Source organism: Luteimonas sp. A501, assembly GCF_054052085.1.
This window is the reverse complement of the sequence record NZ_JBSVRI010000004.1, coordinates 55984-79345: the sequence shown is the minus strand read 5'-3', so window position 1 is coordinate 79345 and position 23362 is coordinate 55984. Positions and strand designations below refer to the sequence as shown.

Genomic DNA, 23362 nt, shown 5'->3' with positions numbered 1-23362 from the left:
ACACCACAATCCTACTGCAATAGGTAAAAAGTCACGGCAGCCCGTTTCGGCGTTCTTGCCGACAAACGGTCGTCCAGAGGAACACTCAGAGAATCGGGGCCAGCCCGGCACCGAAGGCGGTGAAGATGCGGGTCAACAGGCCGCGCAGGCCGACCCGCACTTCGGGGAAGTCGCCCACCGGCTCGTGGCAGGCGCGGAACCGCGGGTCGCCCGGCGGCGGCGGCTCCACGCAGCCCGGCCCCGGCTGGAACTCGTAGCTGGTGGCGTAGCGCGTCGGCCACAGATCGAACACCGGCAGCGATTCGGAGACCTTGCCCAGCGAGTAGTCCAGGCCCGGCAGCAGCCACGGGCGGTCGCGGCGCGCGATGGTCCAGGAATTGGCCGGCGCCATGTCGCGGCGGACGCTGGCGGCGAGTGCGAGCGCGAACGCCTCGTCTTCGATCACCACCGCGCTTTCAGTGTTGTAGTTGTCACCGCGCGGATCGAAGTTGTGGGTGCCGATCACGCCGATGCGTTCGTCGACCACCAGCGACTTGGCGTGCAGGCCGAAGCGCACGCCGCCGCGATGCAGCGGCACGCGCTCGTGCGCCGAGAAGCCCGACCAGCGCAGCGCCGAGTACTCGCGCTCGAGCGGCCGGATACGCGCACGCTCCCCGTCGCCGCCGGCGGACGTGCCGGCGACGCCGTCCCCATCCAGCTCCACCGTGCCGGTGGCCTCGACGTCGATCGGCGCGTCCTGCGGGAAGGGCTTGAACTCGTGGATCTCGAAGCCGAATTCACGCAGGTGCCGGCGCTTGTACTTGTACGACAGCGCATAAGTGATGAAGGCGTCGGTCGCGGCCAGGCTGTTGGTCGACACCAGCACCCGCGGCGGATCCTCGCGCCCGTGCAGTTCGCGGAACAGGTCCTGCGCCACCGGCGACAGCACCAGGTAGGGCGTCTGCAACAGCACCTCCTCGCGCGCGCCCTCGATCAGCTCGCGCAGGCCGCGAGTGGAAGGCGCCACGCCCTCGTAGTCGCGGCGATGCTTCTGCGGCGGGTCGGAAATGAACTCCACGGCCCCAACCGGCAGCGCGTGCGCCGCCAGCGCATCCACCAGACCAGCGTCGTCGGCGTCGCGCGAGATCCGCTCCACCCGCGCCGGCAGCTGGAAGGGCGCGTGCGGGAGCCGCGGCACGCCATCGCGCAGCAGCAGGCGGCCGACATCGGCCAGGCCCGGCAGCGCGCGGGTCAGGCGCGCGCCCCAGTAGTCCTCGAAGCTTGCCGCCATCTCCGCCACCACCGGGCCGGCCACGAACAGGTCGCGGTCGCGGAAGTTGTACTCCGGGTCCCAGTCGTAATAGCTGTTCTGGTAGTTGCGCCCGCCGGTGACCCCGGCCACGCCGTCGATCAGCAGCAGCTTGTTGTGCATGCGCTGGTTGAGCCGCCGCCAGCAGCAGGCCGCGGCGAGCACGTACTGCGGATAGCTGATGCGCGCGCGTCCCAACACCGGGTTGTAGATGCGCATCTCGAAGTTGGCGTGGGCCCCGGCCAGCGCGGCCAGGGTCTCGACCTCGCGCAGCGCCGACAGCTGGTCCACCAGCACCCGCACCCGCACGCCGCGCCGCGCCGCGGCCAGCAGCTCGTCAAGGAACAGATGGCCGGCGTCGTCCTCGTCGAAGATGTAGGTCTGCACGTCGATGGTGCGCTGCGCCGAGCGCACCATGCTCAAGCGCGCGAGCAGCGCATCCTGCCCGTAGTCGAGGATCAGCGCGTGGTGGCGCGGCGCGCCGGGGGCGCTGTCGGCCATGGCGTCGAGCCCCAGCCTGCGCAGCGCCGAAGGCGTGGCGCAGGCATCGTCGCGCAGGCAGTCGACCAGCACCGGACGCGCCTGCCCGGCCACGCGTGCCGCGGCCGCGGCCTGTTCCGGCGTCAGCGTGGCGCAGCCGCCGGCAGCCAGCGCGGCGGCCAGCAACAACAAGCGCAACAGCACCTTCATCCCACGCCCCCCGCCCCGGGCGGTTCCGCATTCCCACTGTTGTCCCCCATCGCCCGGATACGCAGCTGGAAGCGGACCTTGCGCCCGATCACAACGCTCCAACGGGTCATTCCGTAGTGGCTGCGATCGATCAGGCCCGCCGCCAGCACCGGACAGTCCAGCGCCGGCCGCGCACATGTCGAGGGCAGCACCGTGAACGCCTCGCGGTGCTGCACGTCACGGATGCTGAGCACGCCAGGCAGCGCGCCGCCGTCCACCAGCAGTCGCGGATCGAAGGGGTCGGACACGAAGCTGAGCCAGGGATAGCGCTCGGCGTCGAAGAAGCCCCTGCCGCGGGTGAGATAGGTATGGCGCCGACTGCCGAGGATCTCCACGTCGGTCGTCGACAGCGACAGGCGCACCTGCTGGCGGCCATCGGCCAGGTGCGTCAGGCGGCCTTCGAAGACCGGAAAGCGACCCTCGACCACGTCGCCCCAGCGGGTGGCCAGGCTGAAGCCGACTTCCGAGGTCGCGGTGTCGACGTCCGCGGCGCGGACCGGAACGGCCGCCGGCAGGATGGCGGCGACGAGGGCGACCAGGAACGCGCAGGCAGCGACCGGGACACGCCTCACGGCCACCAGAAGTCGATGAGGCGCGCCGCACCAGGCTCGACCTCGGCGCCCACCGGCAGCTGCAGCATCGCGATCGAGCCCGGCGGCATGCCGCGGTATTCCCCCGACTGGCCGCTGTGCAGCAGCGCCACCAGGCGCTCCAACCCCGGATTGTGGCCGACCAGCATCAGCCGGCCGACATCGCGATGCTGGTCGGCCAGCGCCGCCAGCGTGCCGGCGGTGGCGTCATAGATGGAGGGTTCCAGGCGCTGCTCGACGTAGCCGACCACGCCGAACACGGCTTCAAGCGTCTCGCGCGTGCGCCGCGCCGGCGAGCACAGCACCTGGTCGGGCAGCAGCCTGTGCTCCAGCAGCCAGCGCCCGGCGGCCTCGGCCTCGGCCTGGCCCTCCGGCGAAAGCGGGCGATCGAGGTCGGCCTGTCCCGGCCCCGCCGCCTCGGCATGGGCGTGGCGCAGCAGCAGGATGTCCCTCACGTCGGTTGCCATCGGTCGATTCTCCATTTGTCCGCCGCGAACGGCTCAGGCCTTGCGCAGCCATTTAAGCAGCGGCGCCCAGTCCGCCTGATGGTTGCGTACCTGGGCGGAACGGTAGTCGAACAAGCTGCGCCCCAGGCCCACCAGCAGCACATAGGCCTGGCTGTCGCGCAACGAGGCCACCACCGGGTAGGGCCACTGCCCCAGCAGGTCGAGCGTGGCCTGCGACGCGTTGGTCCACGGCTTCATGCGGTTGGCGACCAGGCCCACGCGCAGGTCGCCGCGGCGGACCCTTGCGTGCTGTGCCAGCGAGTTGAGGAAGAGCACGGTGGCGTCGAGGTCGAGCGCCGAGGGCAGCACTGGCACCACTACGGCGTCGGCATGTTCCAGCCAGGTCCCCAGGTCGTCCGCCATGGCGCCGGCCGGCGCATCCACCACGACCCGCTGGGTGTCTTCCGGCAGCGACTTCCAGGCAGTCCCGGCGCGCCTGGCACCGGCGATCGGCAGGACCGCGCTTTCCAGCCCGGCGCGGCGCTCGGCCCAGCGGGTGGACGACTGCTGTGGATCGGCGTCGATGATCACCGTTCGCAGGCCGTCGACGGCCGCATGCGCGGCGAGGTGGGTTGCGATCGTGGTCTTGCCTGCACCGCCCTTGGAACTGGCCACCAGCACCGTCTTCATGCGCTCTCCGGTCACGTCCGCCAACGTACGGCAGTCGAGGGTACACCGCCCGACACGACATCGCGCACCTAGAATGCACCGACTCCCGAGCACTGGCACCACGCACCCGATGAGCGACCTGCAGGACCTGGCTGCGCTGATCCGCGCCGATACACCGTTGATCATCGTCGAAACCCCGGACGAGCCGCGGGTGGTCGAACTGTTCCGGCAGTCGCTGCTGCACGTCTGGCGCGCGCTGTACCGTTGGACCATCACCGAAGGCTTGCGCCGCCTGGACCTCGACGGCGAGGACCCCACCGACGACGCCCCCGACGCCACCAGCACCCTGCGCGCGATCCATGGCGCGGAGCAACGCGGCGTCTACCTGCTGCTCGATTTCCACCCCTACCTGGGCTACGCCGGCACCCAGCGCATGCTCCGCGACCTGGTCCAGCGCCGCGGCTGCCAGCCGCACGTGCTGGTTCTGGTCGGCCACAAGGTGGAGCTTCCGGCGGAGCTCGAAGCCAAGGCGGTGCGCTTCGGCATCCGCCTGCCGGACGCCAACGCCCTGCTCAAGCTGGTCCGCGAGGAGGCCCTGCGCTACCAGGCCGAGCACGGCGGCCGCCGGGTCGAGGCCGACGCCGACGCGGTGAAGCTGATCGTGCGCAACCTGCAGGGCCTGGCCCTGGGCGACGCCCGGCGGATCGCCCGCCAGCTGATCTTCAACGACGGCGCGCTCGGCCACGACGACCTGCCGCAGCTGGCGAAGCTCAAGTTCGAGCTGCTCAACCGCAGCGGGCACCTGCATTACGAATACGACACCGCGGGATTCGCCGACGTCGCCGGCGCGCGTGCGCTGAAGCGCTGGATCGACCAGCGGCGCGGGGTGTTCACCTCCGGCAACGCGCCGCCCGGGCTGGATCCGCCCAAGGGCGTGCTGCTGCTGGGCGTGCAGGGCTGCGGCAAATCGCTCCTGGCCAAGTCGATCGCCGGCGGCTTCGGCGTACCGCTGGTGCGGCTGGACTTCGGCACGCTCTACGACAAATTCCACGGCGAGACCGAGAAGAACCTGCGCGCCGCGCTTGAATCGACCGAACAGCTGGCGCCCTGCGTGCTCTGGATCGACGAGATCGAGAAGGGCCTGGCCTCATCCACCGGTGACGGCGACGGCGGGGTTTCACGGCGCGTGCTCGGCTACCTGCTGACCTGGATGGCGGAACGCAAGTCGCACGTCTTTCTGGTCGCCACCGCCAACCAGGTGCACGAGCTGCCGGCGGAGCTGCTGCGCAAGGGGCGCTTCGACGAGATCTTCTTCGTCGACCTGCCGGGCGTGGAGACGCGGCGCGAACTGTTCGCGCTGCACCTGGGCAAGCGCGGGCTGGATCCGGCGGGCTTCGACCTGGATGGCCTGGCCACGGCCGCCGAAGGGTTCTCGGGCGCCGAGATCGAGCAGGCCATCGTCTCCGGCCTGTATGCCGCGCACGCAGCCGGCACGCCGCTCAACGACTTCCTGCTGCGCGCCGAGCTCAAGCGCACGCGGCCGCTGTCGGTGGTGATGGCCGAGCAGGTGGATGCACTGCGCGGCTGGGCGCTGGGGCGGACGGTGCCGGCCGACTGAGCGCCTGGGGCCGCATTCACTAGGGTCACTCCCAGCTGGCGCCGCCGGCCGGGCTGGCTAGGCTTCATGGCATCGATCCGTGGAGTCAGCCATGAGCTTCCAGGTATCCAGCCAGATGTCCATCGCGCAGCAGATGCGCCTGGACAACCGCTTTGCAGTCGCCCTGCAGCCGCCGCCGCAGCTGCAGCAGGTCGCCAACCAGTATCCCCAGGGCGATGGCAGCTTCGCCGGCCAGGTCGCGGGCACCCAGCCGCAGCCGGACCTGGACCTGCAGATGGCGATGATGGCCAACGATGTCTACGCGGCCGACAACCCGCAGACCGAGCAGGCCCTGACCGACGCCGGCTGGACCGCGCTCGAGCCCAGCGCCGACGGCAGTTCGCTGGTCGACGCGCAGGGCAACGAGATCCCGATCGATCCGGCGCTGCTCAGCACGTCCGAAGGCTTCGACGCCTCGATCTACCAGAACGACCAGGGCCAGTACGTGGTCGCCTACCGCGGCACCGACGACTGGGGCCTGGCGCCGTCCGGCGATGCCGACGACAACGCGCAGCAGGGCCTCGGCTTCGAGAGCGGCCAGTACAAGGACGCCGTGGCCCTGGCCGAGGCCGCCAACCGCGTCTTCGGCGACGGCAACGTGGCATTCACCGGACACTCGCTGGGTGGCGGCCTTGCCTCCGCCGCGTCGCTGGCCACCGGCGTGCCGGGCGTGACCTTCAACGCGTCGGGCCTGAGCGACCAGACCCTCGAATCGCTCGGATTCAATCCGAACGCCGTGCGCGAGGACGCCGCCGACAGCGGCCAGCTGCGCCGCTACATCGTCAACGGCGATCCGCTGAACGGCGCGCAGCAGGACCTGCCGATCATCCCGATCCTCGGCATGTCGCCGCCCAACGCGGTCGGGCATGAGCTGCGCATCGATCCGCCCGCCGGCATGGGCGGCATCGGCGACCTTGCCGCCCTGCATGGCGGCGGTGGCGACAACGCCTCCTACGTCGACGCCCTGCAGCAGAACACCGCCTACGATCCCTCTACCCGTCCCAGTCTGTCCGAGCGCGCCGGAAGCGCCGTCGACGGCGGCCTCGACCGGCTTGGCGACTTCGCCAACGACGCCCTGTCCGCAGGCGGCCGGCCCATCCTCGGCTGGGCCATCGACCAGGCGCTTGACGTCGGTGGTGACATCGCCGGCGGCACCATCGGCGTGGTCGGCAACATCGGCCGCGACGGCCTCGAGCGCGTGGGCGAGTACAACCTCAACCAGCTTGGCAGCGTGATCCGCCAGGGCCAGGACGTGGTCGGCGACCTCTGGGACAACGGCGCCGAGATGATCGACGGCATCGGCGAGGCCGGGCGCGAGGCCTTCGCCAACGGCGACCACGTCGACGGCACCGCGCAGGTGGTCGGCGACGTGCTCGACTTCGCCATCGACAGCGTCGGCGACATCGCCGACGGCGCGCTGGGCCTGGTTGGCGACACCACCCAGAACCTCGCCAATGCCGGCGGTGGCCTGCTGCGTGACATCGGCGACGCCACCGGCCTCGACGCTCCGCTCGACGCCGTGGCCGGGTTCGTCGAGGGCACCGGCAAGGTTGTCAGCGACATCGCCGACGGCGCGGGCGACGTCATCGACACCGTCACCGACGTGATCGGCGACGGCGTCGAGGTGGTGTCCGACTTCGTCGGCGACGTTGGCCAGGCCACTTCGGACGGCGTGGAATGGCTGGGCGAGAAGCTCAACCCGACCAACTGGTTCTGAGCCATCGGACCGGCGCCACGCAAGCTGCAGCCGTGACGTAGTAACGTGACCCGCATGACCGACGCAGCCCCCGTGCTCCCGCTCGCGGCGCCCTCCCGCAGGATGGCGCCGCGCTGCGTTCGCGCATTGCTGGCCGCGTCGCTGATGCTCGCCTCCACCGCCGGCTGCGCCCGGCAAGGGACAGACGTGACTCCAGGAAAGGGCTTCGACAATCCCGGCAACGCCCAGCTTGCCGACGCCGTGACCGGCGGCGACGAAGCGCTCGCGCGCGAGCTGCTCGCCGCGGGCGCCAATCCGAACAGCGTCGACGACCAGGGCCAGCCGCTGCTGCAATGGGTGATGAAGCAGGGCGACCGCGGCGCGTTCCGCCTGCTGCTCGCGCTTGGCGCGGACCCGGCGCTCGGCAACGCCGACGGCCGCACCGCATTGCACCTGGCGGCGATGGGCAAGACCCAGGGCTGGCTGGAGGTGCTGCTCGAACACGGCATGTCGCCGGATACCCCGAACACCACCACCGGCGCCACGCCGCTGTTCGACGCGCTGCGCGCCGGCAGCGACGACAACATCGCGCTGCTGCTGGGTGCCGGCGCCCGCCTGGACGTGGCCGATCGCAACGGCACCACGCCGCTGCACCAGGCGGCCCTGGTCAAGGACTCGGGCGCCGTCCTGCGCTTCCTCGAAGGCGGCGCCGACCCGCGTGCCACCGACCGCACCGGCGCCACGTTCCAGGACTACCTGTTCCGCGGCGACCCCAAGCTGCTCAACGTCGCCACCCGCCGCGACCTCGAAAAGATCGACGCCTGGCTCGAAGCCAACGGCGTCGCGGTCACGCCGCGCAGCTGAAGCCGCGGCGAGGGAGCTGCCTGGGCCTCGCACCGACCCTGCTGGCCTCGCTCCGACCCTGTGGGAGCGGCTATAGCCGCTCCCACAAGGGCGCGGTTACGGCCACGGGCCCAGCTGACCGCCGTCAGCGTCGCGGCTGCTGCCACGGCGCCCGCCACCCTGCCGGTGGCTCCTGCGCAAGACGGGCCTCGGCCAAGGTGCGCCTGACCAGCGCGTCTTCGGTATCGATCGCGGGATCGGCGAGCAGGCGGGCGAGCAGCTCCGCATCGCCCGTACCGGCCTCCTCCCGCCCTGACAGCTCCGCCAGCTGCTCCTGGCGCCAGTCCACCCCGCGGCGGCGTGCATCCAGCGGCGCGCGCTCGGCAGCGCTGCGGGTCAGCGCGCGCGCCATCGACAGGCCGATGCGTTCGTCGAGCACCGTCTGCGGTCGGGCCAGCAGCACATCGGCCATGTGACGGCACGCATCCGGGCGGCCCGTCGCGCGCAGCTGGCGCCCCGTGCAAGCAGCCAGCACCTCGCGGTAGTCCGGCAACAGCACCCCGTGGAGCGACGACGCCCAGACCGCGGCATGCGCTGCCGCCGATGGCTGCGTACCCTCCCCGAACGTCGCCCATTCCGCCCGCGTGGGCGAATGCCTGGCCAGCGCGTCGGCGACCCAGCGCAGCATCGGGTACGGATCGGGCGCGTTGCGGGAGGATTGTGCGGCGGCGGAAAGCAGTGCCTCGGGTCCGAGACCCTGGTGCAGCAGCGGCGCCAGGTTGCCGGGCGAGAGCGCCTGCCAGCGGCGCGCGGCGGCGGTGGCCGCGGCCTGCTCGCCAGCCACCGTGCCCGCGGCCAGCAGCAGCTGTTGGGTGATGGTGTCGCCGGCGCCCTTGGCCTCCGCGCCCGAGCGCCAGCGGGAGGCGTCCACGCCGGCGGCGACGCGTCCGCCTTCGTCATACGGCTGCGCCATTGCTTCCAGCAGGGTGGCCAGCGCCAGGTCGCGGGCGCCGTCCGAACGCCCCAACGCCGTCGCCACGCGCAGACCATAGGCCTGCCAGGCCTCGGCGCGCTGCTGCGCACGCTGCAGCTCGGCTTCCGTGGGCGCGGGCTCCGAAGGCATCTGTGCAAGGGCGGGCGCGGCCAGCGCCGGCAGCAGCAGGAGGGGCAACAGGAAGCGGATGCGCATGTGCGGCTCCATCAGCGTGGTCGATCGGCGCAGCATATCCGCGCGTTGGTGAATGCGGTCCGGGGCGTCACGCGCCAAGCCTGGCGAACCCGACCTAGGGTGCGCCCCCGATTGAACGCGGCCGCGACCGACGGTCCACTGGGTGCAGACTCCCGCCGGACCGCCGTCATGCAGCTGATGCGCCTGGACAACGATTCCGCCTCTGCGGTCCACCTGCACAAGCTGCGGCAGGCGCCGCCGCCCGCAGCGGACGCCGCGAACGCTCCGGCCGCACAGCCACTGCAGGGCCGCCACGAACCCGCATACCACCCCCAGATGTCCGCGCTGGCGCCCAACGCCGCCCCGCAATGCGCCCCCGGCGGCGTGGGCCCGGGGGAACTCTCCGCGGTGGCCGGCGGCCAGCAGGCGCAGGAATTCGACGTGGTGCTGTCCCAGTTGGCCACGGCAGTCTATGAGGGCCGTCCCGCACCGCCAGCCGGCTGGTCGGCCGTGACCGACGCCGACCTCACCGCCCGCGGCATCGACGATCCTGCCGCTTGGCGCACGCAGTACCTCGAGGGCGGCGACCAGCTCGTCGCCCAGCACTTCAAGGCCGAGATCTACCAGGACTGCGACGGCAACTTCGTGCTCGCCTACCGCGGCACCGACGGCAGCGGCGCGGACTGGATGAACAACTTCCGCCAGGGCACCGGCTTCACCACCAACGACGAAATCGACAAGTTCAGCGGCCTGGCCACCCGCACCGCGGTCGAGTTCGAGCGCCGCTTCGGCACCCCGGATGCCGATGGCAACGCCACCAACCTGGCCATCACCGGCCACTCGCAGGGCGGCGGCCTGGCATCGGTGGCTTCGCTGGCCTCGGGCGTAGCCGCGGTCACGTTCGACGCGTCCGGTATCCATCCCAACACCCTGGACCGCATGGGCATCGACCCGCAGGCCGCGCGCGACATGGCCGAGGGCGGCCTGATCCGGCGCTATTCCCTGGCCGACGACCTGCTGACCAATGCCCAGGAGTCGAGTCCGCTGGCCCTTGCCGCACCCGATGCCCTGGGCACGCAGATCGTGGTCAAACCCGAGGGTGTGCAGGACCTGACCCTGGTGCCGCGCGGCCTGGCCCTCGAGACCGGCCTGCCGACGCCGGTCGCCATCGGCCTGGGCGCCGGCCTGGAAGCGCTGGACCGCCTGAACGTCCCGGTGCTGGGCGATGTCGCCAGCCTGGTGCGCGGCGCGGTCAGCCACAGCCCGGAACTGCTCACCGACGCCATGATCCAGCAGCAGCCCTGGCAGCCCGGCTATGAGAACCCGCCGCAGGGCACCACCGGAACGCTTGTCGACCTGGTCCCGGATGCGCTGCAGGACGACTTCGCGCGCAACACCCACGACCTCGCCGGCGACATCATCGACGTGGTCGAGACCGACTTCGCCCACGGCAACGGCGTGCAGGGCGGCTTCCGCATTGCCGGCGATGTCGCCGAAGGCGTCTTCAACTCCACCGGCGACACCCTGCGCCACGGCGCCGAATCGCTGGCCCAGCGCATCGACGACCGCTTCGACGGTCCGGTCAGCGACGTCGCCGCGGACGTGGTCGCCAGCGGCGGCCGCGCGGTCGAGGCGGTGGCCGACTTCGGCGGCAACGTGGTCGAGAAGGCCGCCGACCTGCTCGGCGGTGCGGCACAGACCGTGCGCAACTGGTTCCGCTGACCGCGCGCCGCTATGGCACCATCCCCGGGGATGCGCACCAGTGCCCTGATCCTCCTCCTGGCGGCAAGCGCGGCCGCATGCAGCGGACCGCCGACCATGGACCATCCTTTCACTGACCCGCAGCTCGCCCCACTCGCCGACGCGGCGCTGCGCGGCGACGCCGACACGCTGCGTGCAGGCCTGGCCGGGGTCAACCCGGACACGCCCGGCAAGGACGGCACCAGCCTGCTGCAGCTGGCCGTGGCCGCCGGACAGCCCGCGACCGTCGCTGCGCTGCTCGATGCCGGCGCCGACCCCAACCGGCAGTCGCCGGGCGGCGGCGGCCCGATGCACGCGGCCGCCTTCGGCGACGACCCGACCCTGCTGCGCGCCCTGCTCGACCACGGCGGCGACCCCGACCTGCGCAACAGCGCGACCGGTGAAACCCCGCTGGTGCGCGCCATCCTCGGCCGCAGCGACGCCCAGGTGAAGATGCTGCTGGATGCCGGCGCCGACCCCGGCGCCGCCGACGACAACGGCGCCACGCCGCTGCACGCGGCCGGCTCGATCAACGCCGGTGCGGTGGTGATGCTGCTCCTGGCGTCCGGCGCGCCCGCGCACGCCACCAACTCCGCCGGCGACACCTTCCAGCCGTATTACTTCCAGCTCAGCGAATCACTGCTCAATGAGCGCGCGCGTGGCGAGCGCCAGGCGGTCATCGACTGGCTGCGGGCGCACGATGTGCCGCTCGAGGCCGGCGTCGGCGAGTAGCCGCCGGCGTCGATCCGCCGCGATCAGGGCCAGCTCGGCGGCGCCACGCGCCAGGCCGCGGCCACCTCGGCCAGCAGCGCGCGATCGGCCGCGGTCCAGTCCGGCAGCAGCCGCGCCAGGTCGGGCGACTGCCACAGCTGCGGTTCGGTGCGAACGGCGGCGGCGTACCAGCGCACGGCTTCGTCACGGCGGTCCAGCCGCCACAGCCCCAGGGCAAGGGTCGGCGGCAGCCAGGCCGGCCCCTTGAGCCGCTCGGCGCCGGCCATGCGCCACTGCTCGAGCGCGCCGGCGAAATCACCGTGGCGGTACAGGTCCCAGCCATGGTTCCAGTGCATCGCGTCGCGCTGGCGTGCGCCTTCGGCGCGCTGCAAGGCCTCGGCGTAGAGCGCGGCGCCGGTGTCGGCGCGACCGGTGGCATAGGAAATGTGCGCCAGCTGCGCCGCGGCCAGCGCCGCGTCGCGGCGACCGCGGTCGCGTACCTGGAGCAGGCGCGGGACGACGTCTTCACCATCCGCCGCCGGATACAGCTCAAGCCGCCGGGTCACCTCGGTGTCGGCCTCGAAATAGAATTCCTTTGGCCTGGGGATGCCCTGGGCCCAGAGGCCGAGCGGCAGGACGATAAGCACGAGGGCGCCGATCAGGCGCGTGGCAAAGCGGTTCATGGCGTCACTTGGATTGGCGGAGCCCCTGTACTCCGGGGCGCATGGTACCGGCTGCACCGCGTGGATTCAGCCTCCGTCGCCGCACCGGCGCCCCGGCGGGCGCTTGCGGGGCGCGCCCGCTGCTAGAATCCGCGCCGCTTCCGCACTTCCGCGCTTCCGCGCTCTCGCGCAGCCGTGCGACGGCCGGCGCGCCCCTCCGCCAGCGTCCACGCACGCCACAGGGCCCCGCCATGACCAGCACCGCCGAACTCTCCTCTCCCGCCTCCGCCCGCATCGGCCTGACCCGTGGCGTGACCGACCACGACTACACGCTGGACGACAGGTACACCCGCACGCAGGGCCGCATCTACCTGTCCGGCGTGCAGGCGCTGGTGCGGCTGCCGATGATGCAGCGCCTGCGCGACCAGGCGGCGGGGCTGGATACGGGCGGCTTCGTGTCCGGCTACCGCGGTTCGCCGCTGGGCGGCTTCGACCTGGAGCTGTGGCGCGCGCGCAAGCACCTGGAAGGCGCGAACGTGCACTTCAAGCCGGGCCTCAACGAGGACCTCGGCGCGACCATGGTCTGGGGCACGCAGCAGACCAACCTGTTCCCGGGCGCCAAGGTCGATGGCGTGTTCGGCATGTGGTACGGCAAGGGCCCGGGCCTGGACCGCTCCGGCGACGTGTTCAAGCACGCCAATGCGGCCGGCACCTCGCCGCATGGCGGCGTGCTGGCGCTGGCCGCCGACGACCACGCCTGTCGCTCGTCGACCCTGCCGCACGGCTCGGAAGGCGAGTTCACCAGCGCGCTGATGCCGATCCTCAACCCGGCCGGCGTCCAGGACATCCTCGACATGGGCCTGGTGGGCTGGGCGATGAGCCGCTACACCGGGCGCTGGATCGGCTTCAAGACCATCGCCGAAACGGTCGAGTCGTCCGCGTCGGTGGACGTCGATCCGTTCGCGATCGAGATCGTGACCCCGGACGATTTCGACATGCCGCCCGGCGGCCTCGGCATCCGCTGGCCCGACCCGCCGATGGACCAGGAGATGCGCCTGCATCGCTACGCGGTCAAGGCCGCGCAAGCCTTCGCGCGCGCCAACCGCATCGACCGCGTGGTGATCGATTCGCCGCAGGCCCGCCTGGGCATCGTGACCACCGGCAAGAGCTACCTCGACGTGCTGCAGGCGCTGGAGTACCTCGGCCTCGATGCCGACGCCTGCGCCCGGATCGGCATCCGCGTCTACAAGGTCGGCATGACCTGGCCGCTCGAGCCGATGGGCATCCGCGCGTTCGCGCGCGGGCTCGAGGACATCCTGGTGGTGGAGGAGAAGCACGCCTTCATCGAAAGCCAGATGAAGGAGCTGTTCTACAACTTCGACTTCGGCCTGGACGGCGGCCGCCGCCCGTCGATCGTCGGCAAGTATGACGAGGCCGGCGAGTGGATCCTGCCGTCCACCGGCGAGCTGACGCCCGCCACCATCGCCGGCGTGATCGGGCGCCGGCTCCACGGCGGCACCCACCAGCGCGGCATCCGGATGGACGCCCGCGACTCGGCGCACATTGGTGAGGTGCTGCGCTGGATGGAGGAGAAGGAAGGCGCGCTGGCGCTGCCGCGCGCGCAGTTCCCGCGCGTGCCGCACTACTGCGCCGGCTGCCCGCACAACACCTCGACGCAGGTGCCCGAGGGCTCGCGCGCGATGGCGGGCATCGGCTGCCACTACATGGTCACGTGGATGGACCGCAGCACCGAGACCTTCACCCACATGGGCGGCGAAGGCGTGACCTGGTCGGGGCAGGCGCTGTTCACCGAAACGCAGCACGTGTTCCAGAACCTCGGCGACGGCACCTACTTCCACTCGGGCACGCTGGCCATCCGCCAGTCGGTCGCGACCGGCGTCAACATCACCTACAAGATCCTCTACAACGACGCGGTGGCGATGACCGGCGGCCAGCCGGTGGACGGCACGCTGTCGGTGCCGCAGATCGCGCACCAGGTGAGGAGCGAGGGCGTGCAGGCGATCGTCGTGCTGAGCGACGAGATCGAGAAGTGGTCCGATCGTTCGATCTTCCCGTCGGGCGTCGAGTTCCACGACCGCCGCGAGCTCGACGCCGTGCAGAAGCGCCTGCGCGAAGTGAAGGGGACGAGCATCCTCATCTACGACCAGACCTGCGCCACCGAGAAGCGCCGCCGCCGCAAGCGCGGCAAGATCGCCGACCCCGCCAAGCGCGTGGCCATCAATTCGCTGGTCTGCGAAGGCTGCGGCGACTGCGGCGTGAAGTCGTTCTGCGTCTCCGTGCTGCCAAAGGAAACCGAGTTCGGGCGCAAGCGCGAGATCGACCAGTCCGCCTGCAACAAGGACTTCAGCTGCGTCGAGGGCTTCTGTCCGAGCTTTGTCACCGTGCACGGCGGTGCGCCGCGCAAGGGCAAGGCGGCCACCGGGCTGTCGCGCCTGGCGAACCTGCCGGATCCGGTGTTCGCCAGCGACGGCTCGCGGCCCTGGAACATCCTGATCACCGGCGTGGGCGGAACCGGCGTGGTCACCATCGGCGCCCTGCTGGGCATGGCCGGGCACCTGGAAGGCCGCGGTGCAAGCGTGCTCGACCAGACCGGCCTGGCGCAGAAGGGCGGCGCGGTCACCACCCACATCCGCATTGCCGGCGCACCGTCGGACATCCACGCCGTGCGCATCGCCGCCGGCGAGGCCGACCTGGTGCTGGGCTGCGACATGGTGGTGGTCAACGACTACTGGACGCTCTCCAAGCTGCGCGCCGGCCGTTCACAGGTGGTGATCAACAGCTACGAAGCGATGCCGGGCACGTTCACCACCCGGCCGGACATGCAGTTCCCGGCGACCGACATCATCAGCGCGGTGCGCACGGCGCTGGCCGGCGACGACGTGGCCGACGCCGCGGCCCGCGCCGCGCGCGCGCTGAACGTGGTCGATGCCACCCAGCTGGCCACGGCGCTTCTCGGCAACGCCATCGCCGCGAACCTGTTCATGCTCGGCTACGCCTGGCAGCGCGGCCTGGTGCCGCTGTCGCTGGACGCGCTGATGCGCGCGGTGGAGCTCAACGGCGCCGCAATCGAAATGAACAAGACCGCCTTCGCCTGGGGCCGCCTGGCCGCGGTCGATATCGAAGCGGTGTACGAAGCCGCCGGCATCGTGCGCAACACGCGCACCGCCGCCGAGGACACGCCGTCGCTGCTCGACGCGCTGCCCCCGGGCGACTGGGAAGGCAACGAATGGGGCGCCACCAGCGCGCCCAAGCCGCAGCGCACCGAAGACCAGCTGCGCCACCTGCCCGAAGGGGCGGACAGCATCGCGTTCCTGCCGCTGGACGACGCCCGCCTTTCACGCAGCCTCGACGAACTGGTCGCCCGCCGCAGCGCCTTCCTTACCGACTACCAGGACGCGAAGTACGCGCGGCGCTACACCGAGCTCGTGGCCCGCGTGCGCGCCGCCGAAGAAGCCCGTGCGCCCGGCGCCACCGATCTCAGCGAGGCCGTGGCCCGCTATTTCTTCAAGCTCATGGCCTACAAGGACGAGTACGAAGTCGCGCGCCTGTACACCAGCGGCGAGTTCAAGCGCCAGCTGGAGCAGCAGTTCGAGGGCGACTACCGTCTCGAGTTCCACCTCGCGCCGCCGCTGCTGGCCAGGCGCGACGCCGAGGGCCGGCTGCGCAAGAAGGCTTTCGGCCCGTGGGTGTTCAGCGCGTTCAAGGTGCTGGCGAAGCTCAGGGGCCTGCGCGGCACGCCGCTGGACGTGTTCGGCTACACCGCGGAGCGGCGCACCGAGCGCGCGCTGATCGACGGCTACGAGCTCACGGTCGGCGGCCTGCTGGACGCGCTGGACTCCGGCAACGTCGCGCTGGCGGCGGAAATCGCATCGATCCCCGAGCACATCCGCGGCTACGGCCACGTCAAGCACGCGCACCTGGAGAAGGCCAAGGCACGCGAAGCCGACCTGCTGCGCGAGTGGGCCAATCCGCTGCGCATCGTGCAGGCGGCCTGACGCCACGAAGCCCCAAGCCGCAGGGCCGCTGCTGTAGGAGCAGCTACAGCTGCTCCTACAGGTCCGTGGGGCGGATCGGTGCCGGCGTCAGCCGCTGCAGCCGCCGCAGCACACCGAGGGCTGCTGCTCGACTTCGGCCGGCTGCACGTCGCCGCCGACCTCGTTGATCAGGGCCGCCAGCCGGGCGGCGTCGATCGCCGCGTTCACGCGCAGGCCGTGCGCCGGGTCGATATCGACCACCGCGGCGGGATCGAAGGCCAGCAGCGCGTCCTCGATCACCACCAGCGGCGGCAGCGGCCGCGACGCGCGGACATGGAACTCCATCGTCGACTCCTGCTGTGGCGGCGCGCACGGCGCCGATGGCCCCATGCTGCGCCGCCTGCGGCGCGCCCGCGATGATCCAGGTCAAACCGCGCGCAGAACGGGAACCGGGCTCCCGCGCAGTGGCTAAAGCGCCGCGACTGCAGCCCGCGCGACCGCGATCGACTGTTCTTCGCGCTCGGCCAGGGTCGTCTGGTGCCAGGCCCTGCTGGCCGCCACCAGTTGCTTGAGGTCGGGCGGCGCCGTCATCCGCTTGCCGTGATGGGCGGTGACGCTGAAATGCAGGTTGTCGACCAGCACGCTCAGTTCACCGCGCCCGACCAGCATGCGGGCCTGGTCGCCGACCCCGTCGACGTCGCTGAACTCGATTCCGCGCGAAGCACTGCGCGTGGCGTCAGCGACCCCTCCAAGCAGCGCGTCGGCCGCCGCGCTGTCCGGCCCCGCGTTTTCACGCGCCTGCTCGCGGACGCCGTCCATCGCCTTGTCGAGTTCGGCACCGCTTATTCCACGGGTGACGTTGGCGAAGTGTTCCGCCGCGGCCCTGGCATCGTCCGCAACCCGGGTCACATGGATGGTGGCGTCCATGACCATGCCTTCTCCCTTCCAGTTGTACAGGCACATGCCCGAGGATTCGTGCTGCTCGATTTCGCCCGCCGGCAGGCCGAAGACGGTCGCCACGGTGTCGACCGTGACCACGCTGCACGGTGAGTCCCGCAATGAAGGATCGAACCTCGCCGAGGCCGCGGTCGACGCCTGCGTCCCACCGGCACCCGGGCTCCCGGCCACGGTCGGGCCATCCCCGCCGCAGCCGGCCAGCAACAACGCAAGCGTGGCCGCGGACGCGACCGGAACAAGGGAGGGGCGGACAGACCGCTGGCGGTACCGATGGAAAGGCTTGTGCATGGCACGGATCTCCTGCCGCGATCACTCGCGGGTTCGTCATGGATCGGGGATGGATCAGCGATTGCGCGACTGGTGCAGCAGCGCCGATTCAGCGGTCGCATCGGACACCTGGTGCCAGCGGGTCCAGATGGTGCCGATGTCGTCATCGAACACCATCGCGTCGCGCGCAAGCGCCGTGGTCGCAAGGTCCTGGCCATCCGCGTTGGCGGAGATCACGAACACGAAGCGCGGCGTAGCGGGGTTGAACGGCGCTGCGCGATCGGCCTCCTCGCCCATCGCCGCGACCAGGTCCTCGGCGACGCGCGCCGGATGCGGGCTTCCGTCCCCGGCTCTGGTCGCATAGCGATCCGACGGCGCGGAAACATCACGCGCGAACCATTCGCCTTCGGGTTCGGCAGGACCTGCCAGCGCAGCGCAGGGAGACCCGAGGCAGTCCACCGCGATCGATTCATCAGCGGACAATTCCCTGCGCGCCGCCTCTTCCACCCCGGCGCGCATCCCCTGCCGCGGTGCCATCACGAATCGCCAGGCCACGTCCGGCCCGACCCCGAATTCGGAGACATCGGCCAGGTGCTCTTCCGGCACCGATCCGCGCAGGTCCTGGTGCCGTGCCGGCCCGAGATTGAAGCGCTGCACTTCGACGTAGTCCAGGTTCCGGTCCGGCGCCTGCGCATCGGGCGCAACGTGCCAGGTGACCCGGTAACGCGCATGCGGCAGCAGTCCTTCCCGGTGTTCGACCAGCAGCAGCGCCCGCACCGGCGGCGCCAGGTCGGCATCGGGATTGAAGGCCGACGCGCCCTGCCCCGGGAAGCGCTCCGCGCTGTAATACCCGGAGTTTTCAACGGCTTCGACATCGACGGCGCTGAAGCCCGCAGCGCTGGCCCAGGCAGGCGGCGCCGGCTCCGACGCTGCGAAGGACAGGGAACCCGTGCTCAGCAGGCAGGCGAACAACAGTGGGCGCATGGGCATCATCGGCGGCATCCTTTCCTGGGCATGAAGAGAAGTTCCGTTCGCGTGGCGAAGCCAGCCGAGCGGGTCCCGGAGATATACGCCACCCGATGCACCCACCGGACAGTGCCTCCGGCGCTTCAGTCGGATTCCGCGCCGTCGTGCACGCTTCCCACCAGCCGGCGTAGTAGCCGCCGAAGCGCTCGGGCGCCAGGTCTGCGAACGCGCCGCCGCGCGATGGACAGCCGGTTCAAGCGTCGATGATCACGGTGTCGAGTGGCCGGGCGCCCTGCGCGAGAACACCAGGCAGCGGTTGTTGGCGGGCATCGTGACATCAGCCGCGATATCCAGGCCGACTGCGGATGCCAGTGCCGCCACCGCTTCGAAGTCGCGGATGGCCGAGCGCGGCTCGCGGGCTTTCAGCCAGGCGTCGAAGTCGCGGTTGCTGGCGCTCGTGTACGCACCGCCGTAGTTGAACGGGCCGTAGACGACCAGCGTGCCGCGCGGCGCATCGCGCAGCACCTCGCCGACGCCGGCGAAGAAGGCTTCGACCTCGGGCCAGCCCATGATGTGCAGGGTGTTGGACGTGAACACCGCATCGAAGCCGCCTGCGGCAGGCCAGGGGCCCTGCGCCACGTCGAGCGCGATCGGCGCCGGCGTGTTGGGCAGCGCGGCTTCGTCGAGCCAGGAACGGATGCCGGCGAGCTTGTCCGCGACCTCGGAGCACTGCCAGCTGAGCCAAGGCATGGCCGCGCCGAAATGGACCGCGTGCTGGCCCGTGCCGCTGCCGATCTCGAGCACCCGGTGATGGCCGGCGAGGCGCTCGCGCAGGACCGCGAGGATCGGATCGCGGTTGCGATCGCAGGCGGAGGCGTGTGGTTTCATCGGGCCAGTCTGACCGATCCCGCAGCGGCTGTTGCGCCAGGCAGCCGTCAGGCTTTTCCGGGGCTGGCGGACGGACACAGTGCGACCCGCTTCGATCGCTGGTCGACAAGGATCACGAAGCCTTGGAGCGCATGCGCGCCGACCAGGAGTTCCGGATAGCGATCCGACACCCGCACTTCGGCATCCTCGATGCTCGCCGCACCGATCCTGACGGGCCCGCGGACCACGCCGCGCATGGTTTCGATCCGTCCGTTGGTCAGCCCTCCCGCACCGGCGGGTTCCAGCGGGGTGCCCTCGAGCTGGCCATACAGCGCCTGCGGCATGACGAATGCCACGTTCGCGCCGGTATCGATGTTGCCCTCCGTCCGGACATCGCCGATCGACACGGAGACGCGAAAAGGCCGCTCGTACTCCAGGATCGAATCCCCGCCGGCCGGCAGGGCAAGGCTGCGGCTGAAGGACAGCATCCTCCGCGGATAGTCGATGACCAGCAGGCCGTCTTCGAAGAACCCGCGGCCAAGGATCCCCAGGAATGGCGCCTCCGGCGACATCAGGCGGCTGTAGTCGCGGGTGATCACGTCCAGGTCGTGTCGCGACAGGCCGCCCAGGCTCAGCGAGTCCAGGCGCGTGGTGTCCACGGCCGCGGTTTCCAGGCCGTCGGAGGTGCTTGCGCGTCCATGGACCTCCAGCCCGAGCACGGCAACCAGGGCGGCGTCGGCGCGGCCGTTGCCGCTCGCTCCCGTATCGACAGCAAAGCGGAACGGTCCCCGCCCATTGACCCGGGCCTGGACATAGATGCGTCCATCGACAACTTCGAAGGGCACCTGCGCGTCGAAGTCGCTGCGCGCCGCTTCCCCGATGGCACAGGCATCGGACCGCGCCCCGGCATCCACGTTGCCGGCGTCGCCGAGGGCCGCCATGAGCATCACTGCAAGGAGCATCATCCGGATCCCGGTGCACGATTGAAGACGGGCGCCCTCACCGCTTCCGGCCGTCAAGCAGGTAGTAGGCCAGGTGGCCCAGGCCCGTCGCACCAAGCAGCAGCGCTGCCACGCCCGGCGTGACCTCGCGCGCCCCGATCAGTTCCACCAGGCCGAAGCCGATGGCCAGCGCTACCAGGACCGCGCCCCACTGCAGGGAAGACTGGCGGCGACGGCTCGCCTCGCCTTCGAGCAGCGCGCGCACCAGTTCTTCCGAGCCTCGGGCCTCGAAGATCCGGCGGCGCGCATAGGCTTCCACCGTCACCTTGATCGAGTAGGCGACGGCGGCGAAAAGGGAGATGGGAATCAGGATGTCGAAGTTCATGGCGTGCCTGCATCGGTTGGTTGACCAAGGAGATACGCCCGGCGACACGGCGGTTGCACTACGCCGATTGCAACCGGCGCGCCGATTCCCGTATCCCTGTCCTCGATGCTTCAAGCCAGTCCATCTTCCGACGATGCCGCCGACGCCGACCACGCGCTGGTGCAGGCCGTGCTGTCCGACGCCCCGGGTGCCTTCGAGCGCCTGGTCCGCGACTATCAGGGCCTGTGCTGGCACGTCGTCGACCGCTTGGTCCGCCATCCGGACGATACCCGCGAGCTCTGCCAGGAGGTTTTCCTGCGCATCCACCGCACGCTGCACCAGTACCGCGGCGAGAGCGCGCTGAAATCGTGGATCGCACAGGTCGCCTGGTCGGTGGCCGCACGCCATCTCGAGCGCAAGCGCATCCCGATCGCCGATCCCGATGACGACGACCCGCCCCTGGAAGAGCGGATCGGCGACGGCTTCGACCTGGAGGCCGCGGCATCGGACGCGGAGGCCGTCAGGCGGCTGCACCGCGCCATCGAAATGCTGCCGCCGCTGCAGCGCAGCCTGCTTGCGCTCTACCATCTGGAAGAGATGCCAATCGCCGGGATCGCGGAGGTCACGGGCCTCGCCGAAGGCACCATCAAGAGCCATCTGTTCCGCGCACGCAAGCGGCTGCGCAGCCTTCTGGAATCACGCATGGGAGTTCCGCCATGACCACGAAAGATACGCCCCCCAAGGTCGACGCCAGCGAATGGGAGGCCCAGGAACAGGGGCTGCGAGTCGCACGCGGCAATGGACACGGGCCGGCCGACGCCGACGCCGTGGCCCACTGCTACCGTCTCGTGGCCACGGCAGTAACAACCGCCCCACGCAGCCAGCCGCCGCCCGGTTTCGCCGCGGCGGTCGCGGCCAGGGTCGGCATCCGCGACCCGAGGTTCGAGCCGATCCTGGCTCGCAGCCTGCTTCTGATCCTTGCCACCGCATCGATCATGGCGGCGGCGCTCTACGCCGACGCGGCGTGGTACGCGCTCCGCCAGGCGCTGGCCACCGACGCGATGCCGTGGCTCGCGGCCGCCGGGATCTGCATCGCCCTCAACTGGATATCCGGCCAGATCCGCCGGCTTCACGCGCTCCCGCCCATGACCCCGAGGCGCTGAACGCCTGCAGCAGGCGCGCGATCTCGATGGCCGAGGCGATGGCGGCGGCGTTGTCGACCGCGACCCACGCCCGGCATGGATGGCGCGGCATCGGCACAATGGCGGCCGCGACATTTCGTGCAGGGCGTTGGACATGCGGATCGGAGTTGATTTCGGCACCAGCTATTCGGCCGCGGGCGCCGTGGTGGATGGCCAGGTGCAACTGATCCGCTTCGGCGACCAGGAGCAGTTCCGTACCACGGCATTTTTTCCGCAGCGACTGCCGGACCTCCACAAGTTCGAGCTGACCGATGCACTGCAGGGCGACGTGGCGCGTTGGATGAGCAGTGCCAAGGGCGAGCAGACCCGCGAACTTGCGCGCCTGGAAGGCCTTCGGCAGGCGGCCATGGCGCTACCTGTGCAGCAGCGCGCGGACGCGCTGGCCCAGGTCCCGACCATGCGCCGGCGCAGTGACGATGAACTCCGCCGCGCGGCGATCGCCGCCGTGCGCCGCAACTGGGCGGCAGCGGAAGTGCGCGACGCAATGGACGCCAAGGCCGATCTGGACGACGCGCTTTACGGCGACGAGGCGGTGGATGCATTTCTGTCCGCGGGTGAAGGGCATCTGGTGGTTTCACCCAAGTCGATGCTCGGCTACAGGCTCGACGCACATGCACGCGACGTGCTGCTGGGCATCGCCACCCATGTCTTGCGCCACATCCGCACCACCGCCTCGTCGCAGCTCGGCGCGGACGTGCGTTCGGCGGTCATGGGCAGGCCGGTGCGCTTCCGCAGCTCGATGCAGGAGGCCGGCGGCGAGCAGGCGCTGGAGATCCTCACCGACGCTGCGTCCGCCGCGGGCTTCGAAACCATCGAATTCCTTGAAGAGCCGGCCGCGGCCGCCTACGACTACCACCGTCGCAGCCGCGAAGTCCGTCGAACGATGATCCTCGACATCGGCGGCGGTACCACCGACATGGCGCTGGCGCTGGTGGGGGGCGATGCGCCGGCGCCCGTCGTTCATGGCGCGTGGGGCGAGCCCGTCGGCGGCACCGACGTCGACCTGGAGCTGAGCATGCGCGCGGTCATGCCGCTGTTCGGGAAGAACGTGACCAGGACGCCCGTGCATCGCTTCTACGAGGCCTCGCACGTGCAGGACCTGCAGCGGCAGGGCAACTTCCGCAGCGCCAGCTTCGACGACGTCGAGGCGCCCTATCGCCAGCGCCTGGTGGCGCTGCAGCAGGCCGGCCACACGGTGCGCCTGAACCGCGCCGTCGAGCGCGCGAAGATCGAACTCAGCGGCAGTGAGCGCGTGGCGCTGGATCTCGGCTATATCGAACACGGCCTCGGCTGCGACATCGACCACGCGCACCTCGAAGCCGCCGCCGACCGCCCGTTCCTGATGCAGCTGCGCGCGCTGATGCGCGAAGCCGGCGCCGGCGCCGGCGAGGCGCCGGACGTGGTCTATCTCACCGGCGGCATGTCGCGTTCGCCGTACGTGCCGGCGCTGGTCGGCGAAGTGTTTCCGGGCGTCGAGATCGTGCGCGGCGATGCGTCGTTGGGCGTGGTCACCGGGCTTGCCCGCGCGGCCGCGGCCTGAGGGCCCGGCTCCGCGGCGAAAACGCGCGCGTTGCAATGCGCGGGCCGCGCGCACCTCGCGGAAC

21 protein-coding genes are annotated in these 23362 nt (G+C 70.8%); 9 read left to right on the top strand and 12 right to left on the bottom strand.

Annotated elements, in window-relative coordinates; genetic code table 11:
- Positions 1-85 precede the first annotated feature (85 nt).
- Genes ACW7G5_RS12170 through ACW7G5_RS12155 form a run of 4 tightly spaced genes read right to left on the bottom strand, consistent with a single transcriptional unit; the run spans position 86 to position 3743 of the window.
- On the bottom strand, positions 86-1978 hold the full coding sequence (locus ACW7G5_RS12170; protein WP_457004876.1) for a phospholipase D family protein: 1893 nt from the start codon (positions 1976-1978) through the stop codon (positions 86-88).
- On the bottom strand, positions 1975-2595 hold the full coding sequence (locus ACW7G5_RS12165) for a YceI family protein (RefSeq protein ID WP_457004875.1): 621 nt from the start codon (positions 2593-2595) through the stop codon (positions 1975-1977). The genes ACW7G5_RS12170 and ACW7G5_RS12165 overlap by 4 nt, the downstream gene beginning before the upstream one ends.
- Positions 2586-3062 carry a SixA phosphatase family protein gene (locus ACW7G5_RS12160; RefSeq protein WP_457005098.1) on the bottom strand — a complete coding sequence of 159 codons (477 nt, stop codon included), beginning with the start codon at positions 3060-3062 and terminating at the stop codon, positions 2586-2588. The genes ACW7G5_RS12165 and ACW7G5_RS12160 overlap by 10 nt, the downstream gene beginning before the upstream one ends.
- Before the next feature lie 45 nt (positions 3063-3107).
- Positions 3108-3743: a nucleotide-binding protein gene (locus ACW7G5_RS12155; RefSeq protein ID WP_457004874.1), complete on the bottom strand. Its 636-nt coding sequence runs from the start codon at positions 3741-3743 to the stop codon at positions 3108-3110.
- A 109-nt stretch (positions 3744-3852) separates the two neighbouring features.
- Between ACW7G5_RS12155 and ACW7G5_RS12150 the strand changes: the two genes are divergently transcribed.
- The 3 genes from ACW7G5_RS12150 to ACW7G5_RS12140 all read left to right on the top strand — a co-directional run bounded on the left by ACW7G5_RS12150 (position 3853) and on the right by ACW7G5_RS12140 (position 7939).
- Positions 3853-5340, top strand: a complete 1488-nt coding sequence (locus ACW7G5_RS12150; RefSeq protein WP_457004873.1) for an AAA family ATPase — start codon at positions 3853-3855, stop codon at positions 5338-5340.
- A 91-nt stretch (positions 5341-5431) separates the two neighbouring features.
- Positions 5432-7096 carry a hypothetical protein gene (locus ACW7G5_RS12145; RefSeq protein WP_457004871.1) on the top strand — a complete coding sequence of 555 codons (1665 nt, stop codon included), beginning with the start codon at positions 5432-5434 and terminating at the stop codon, positions 7094-7096.
- A 54-nt stretch (positions 7097-7150) separates the two neighbouring features.
- On the top strand, positions 7151-7939 hold the full coding sequence (locus ACW7G5_RS12140) for an ankyrin repeat domain-containing protein (protein WP_457004869.1): 789 nt from the start codon (positions 7151-7153) through the stop codon (positions 7937-7939).
- A gap of 124 nt (positions 7940-8063) precedes the next feature.
- On the opposite strand, the gene ACW7G5_RS12135 is transcribed toward ACW7G5_RS12140, so the two are convergent.
- A complete protein-coding gene (locus ACW7G5_RS12135; protein ID WP_457004868.1) occupies positions 8064-9107 on the bottom strand; it encodes a hypothetical protein in 1044 nt (347 codons plus the stop codon).
- Positions 9108-9275: 168 nt separating this feature from the next.
- On the opposite strand from ACW7G5_RS12135, the gene ACW7G5_RS12130 reads away from it, so the two are divergent.
- Positions 9276-10808: an Mbeg1-like protein gene (locus tag ACW7G5_RS12130; RefSeq protein ID WP_457004867.1), complete on the top strand. Its 1533-nt coding sequence runs from the start codon at positions 9276-9278 to the stop codon at positions 10806-10808.
- A 96-nt stretch (positions 10809-10904) separates the two neighbouring features.
- Positions 10905-11558: an ankyrin repeat domain-containing protein gene (locus ACW7G5_RS12125; RefSeq protein ID WP_457004865.1), complete on the top strand. Its 654-nt coding sequence runs from the start codon at positions 10905-10907 to the stop codon at positions 11556-11558.
- Between the two features lie 23 nt (positions 11559-11581).
- On the opposite strand, the gene ACW7G5_RS12120 is transcribed toward ACW7G5_RS12125, so the two are convergent.
- Complete coding sequence (locus ACW7G5_RS12120) at positions 11582-12220, bottom strand: tetratricopeptide repeat protein (RefSeq protein ID WP_457004864.1); 639 nt, start codon at positions 12218-12220, stop codon at positions 11582-11584.
- A 290-nt stretch (positions 12221-12510) separates the two neighbouring features.
- Here ACW7G5_RS12120 and ACW7G5_RS12115 point away from each other — a divergent pair, with 290 nt between their 5' ends.
- On the top strand, positions 12511-16215 hold the full coding sequence (locus tag ACW7G5_RS12115) for an indolepyruvate ferredoxin oxidoreductase family protein (RefSeq protein WP_457005097.1): 3705 nt from the start codon (positions 12511-12513) through the stop codon (positions 16213-16215).
- Between the two features lie 87 nt (positions 16216-16302).
- Here ACW7G5_RS12115 and ACW7G5_RS12110 read toward each other — a convergent pair whose 3' ends face one another.
- From ACW7G5_RS12110 to ACW7G5_RS12085, 6 genes are all read right to left on the bottom strand, one after another.
- Positions 16303-16539, bottom strand: coding sequence for a hypothetical protein (locus ACW7G5_RS12110; protein WP_457004862.1), 237 nt, complete (start codon positions 16537-16539; stop codon positions 16303-16305).
- Positions 16540-16662: 123 nt separating this feature from the next.
- Positions 16663-17439: a hypothetical protein gene (locus ACW7G5_RS12105; RefSeq protein ID WP_457004860.1), complete on the bottom strand. Its 777-nt coding sequence runs from the start codon at positions 17437-17439 to the stop codon at positions 16663-16665.
- Positions 17440-17493: 54 nt separating this feature from the next.
- On the bottom strand, positions 17494-18402 hold the full coding sequence (locus ACW7G5_RS12100) for a hypothetical protein (RefSeq protein ID WP_457004859.1): 909 nt from the start codon (positions 18400-18402) through the stop codon (positions 17494-17496).
- 249 nt (positions 18403-18651) lie between these two features.
- Positions 18652-19272, bottom strand: coding sequence for a DUF938 domain-containing protein (locus tag ACW7G5_RS12095; RefSeq protein ID WP_457004857.1), 621 nt, complete (start codon positions 19270-19272; stop codon positions 18652-18654).
- Between the two features lie 47 nt (positions 19273-19319).
- On the bottom strand, positions 19320-20216 hold the full coding sequence (locus ACW7G5_RS12090; protein ID WP_457004855.1) for an aspartyl protease family protein: 897 nt from the start codon (positions 20214-20216) through the stop codon (positions 19320-19322).
- Positions 20217-20250: 34 nt separating this feature from the next.
- Positions 20251-20577, bottom strand: a complete 327-nt coding sequence (locus ACW7G5_RS12085) for a hypothetical protein (protein WP_457004853.1) — start codon at positions 20575-20577, stop codon at positions 20251-20253.
- 105 nt (positions 20578-20682) lie between these two features.
- On the opposite strand from ACW7G5_RS12085, the gene ACW7G5_RS12080 reads away from it, so the two are divergent.
- The 3 genes from ACW7G5_RS12080 (at position 20683) to ACW7G5_RS12070 (ending at position 23298) form a co-directional block, all read left to right on the top strand.
- On the top strand, positions 20683-21276 hold the full coding sequence (locus tag ACW7G5_RS12080) for an RNA polymerase sigma factor (RefSeq protein WP_457004852.1): 594 nt from the start codon (positions 20683-20685) through the stop codon (positions 21274-21276).
- Positions 21273-21719 (top strand): hypothetical protein, encoded by a 447-nt coding sequence (locus ACW7G5_RS12075; protein ID WP_457004850.1) that lies wholly within the window; start codon positions 21273-21275, stop codon positions 21717-21719. Before ACW7G5_RS12080 ends, ACW7G5_RS12075 begins: the two co-directional genes overlap by 4 nt.
- A 133-nt stretch (positions 21720-21852) precedes the next feature.
- Positions 21853-23298: an Hsp70 family protein gene (locus ACW7G5_RS12070; protein ID WP_457004848.1), complete on the top strand. Its 1446-nt coding sequence runs from the start codon at positions 21853-21855 to the stop codon at positions 23296-23298.
- The last annotated feature ends 64 nt before the right edge of the window (positions 23299-23362 follow it).

Coding starts and splice junctions, on each gene's coding strand:
- ACW7G5_RS12085 (WP_457004853.1), bottom strand. CDS start 20,577: ATGAACTTCGACATCCTGATTCCCATCTCCCTTTTCGCCGCCGTCGCC.
- ACW7G5_RS12080 (WP_457004852.1), top strand. CDS start 20,683: ATGCTTCAAGCCAGTCCATCTTCCGACGATGCCGCCGACGCCGACCAC.
- ACW7G5_RS12095 (WP_457004857.1), bottom strand. CDS start 19,272: ATGAAACCACACGCCTCCGCCTGCGATCGCAACCGCGATCCGATCCTC.
- ACW7G5_RS12070 (WP_457004848.1), top strand. CDS start 21,853: ATGCGGATCGGAGTTGATTTCGGCACCAGCTATTCGGCCGCGGGCGCC.
- ACW7G5_RS12150 (WP_457004873.1), top strand. CDS start 3,853: ATGAGCGACCTGCAGGACCTGGCTGCGCTGATCCGCGCCGATACACCG.
- ACW7G5_RS12120 (WP_457004864.1), bottom strand. CDS start 12,220: ATGAACCGCTTTGCCACGCGCCTGATCGGCGCCCTCGTGCTTATCGTC.
- ACW7G5_RS12110 (WP_457004862.1), bottom strand. CDS start 16,539: ATGGAGTTCCATGTCCGCGCGTCGCGGCCGCTGCCGCCGCTGGTGGTG.
- ACW7G5_RS12145 (WP_457004871.1), top strand. CDS start 5,432: ATGAGCTTCCAGGTATCCAGCCAGATGTCCATCGCGCAGCAGATGCGC.
- ACW7G5_RS12130 (WP_457004867.1), top strand. CDS start 9,276: ATGCAGCTGATGCGCCTGGACAACGATTCCGCCTCTGCGGTCCACCTG.
- ACW7G5_RS12155 (WP_457004874.1), bottom strand. CDS start 3,743: ATGAAGACGGTGCTGGTGGCCAGTTCCAAGGGCGGTGCAGGCAAGACC.
- ACW7G5_RS12140 (WP_457004869.1), top strand. CDS start 7,151: ATGACCGACGCAGCCCCCGTGCTCCCGCTCGCGGCGCCCTCCCGCAGG.
- ACW7G5_RS12170 (WP_457004876.1), bottom strand. CDS start 1,978: ATGAAGGTGCTGTTGCGCTTGTTGTTGCTGGCCGCCGCGCTGGCTGCC.
- ACW7G5_RS12125 (WP_457004865.1), top strand. CDS start 10,905: ATGGACCATCCTTTCACTGACCCGCAGCTCGCCCCACTCGCCGACGCG.
- ACW7G5_RS12090 (WP_457004855.1), bottom strand. CDS start 20,216: ATGATGCTCCTTGCAGTGATGCTCATGGCGGCCCTCGGCGACGCCGGC.
- ACW7G5_RS12075 (WP_457004850.1), top strand. CDS start 21,273: ATGACCACGAAAGATACGCCCCCCAAGGTCGACGCCAGCGAATGGGAG.
- ACW7G5_RS12135 (WP_457004868.1), bottom strand. CDS start 9,107: ATGCGCATCCGCTTCCTGTTGCCCCTCCTGCTGCTGCCGGCGCTGGCC.
- ACW7G5_RS12105 (WP_457004860.1), bottom strand. CDS start 17,439: ATGCACAAGCCTTTCCATCGGTACCGCCAGCGGTCTGTCCGCCCCTCC.
- ACW7G5_RS12100 (WP_457004859.1), bottom strand. CDS start 18,402: ATGCGCCCACTGTTGTTCGCCTGCCTGCTGAGCACGGGTTCCCTGTCC.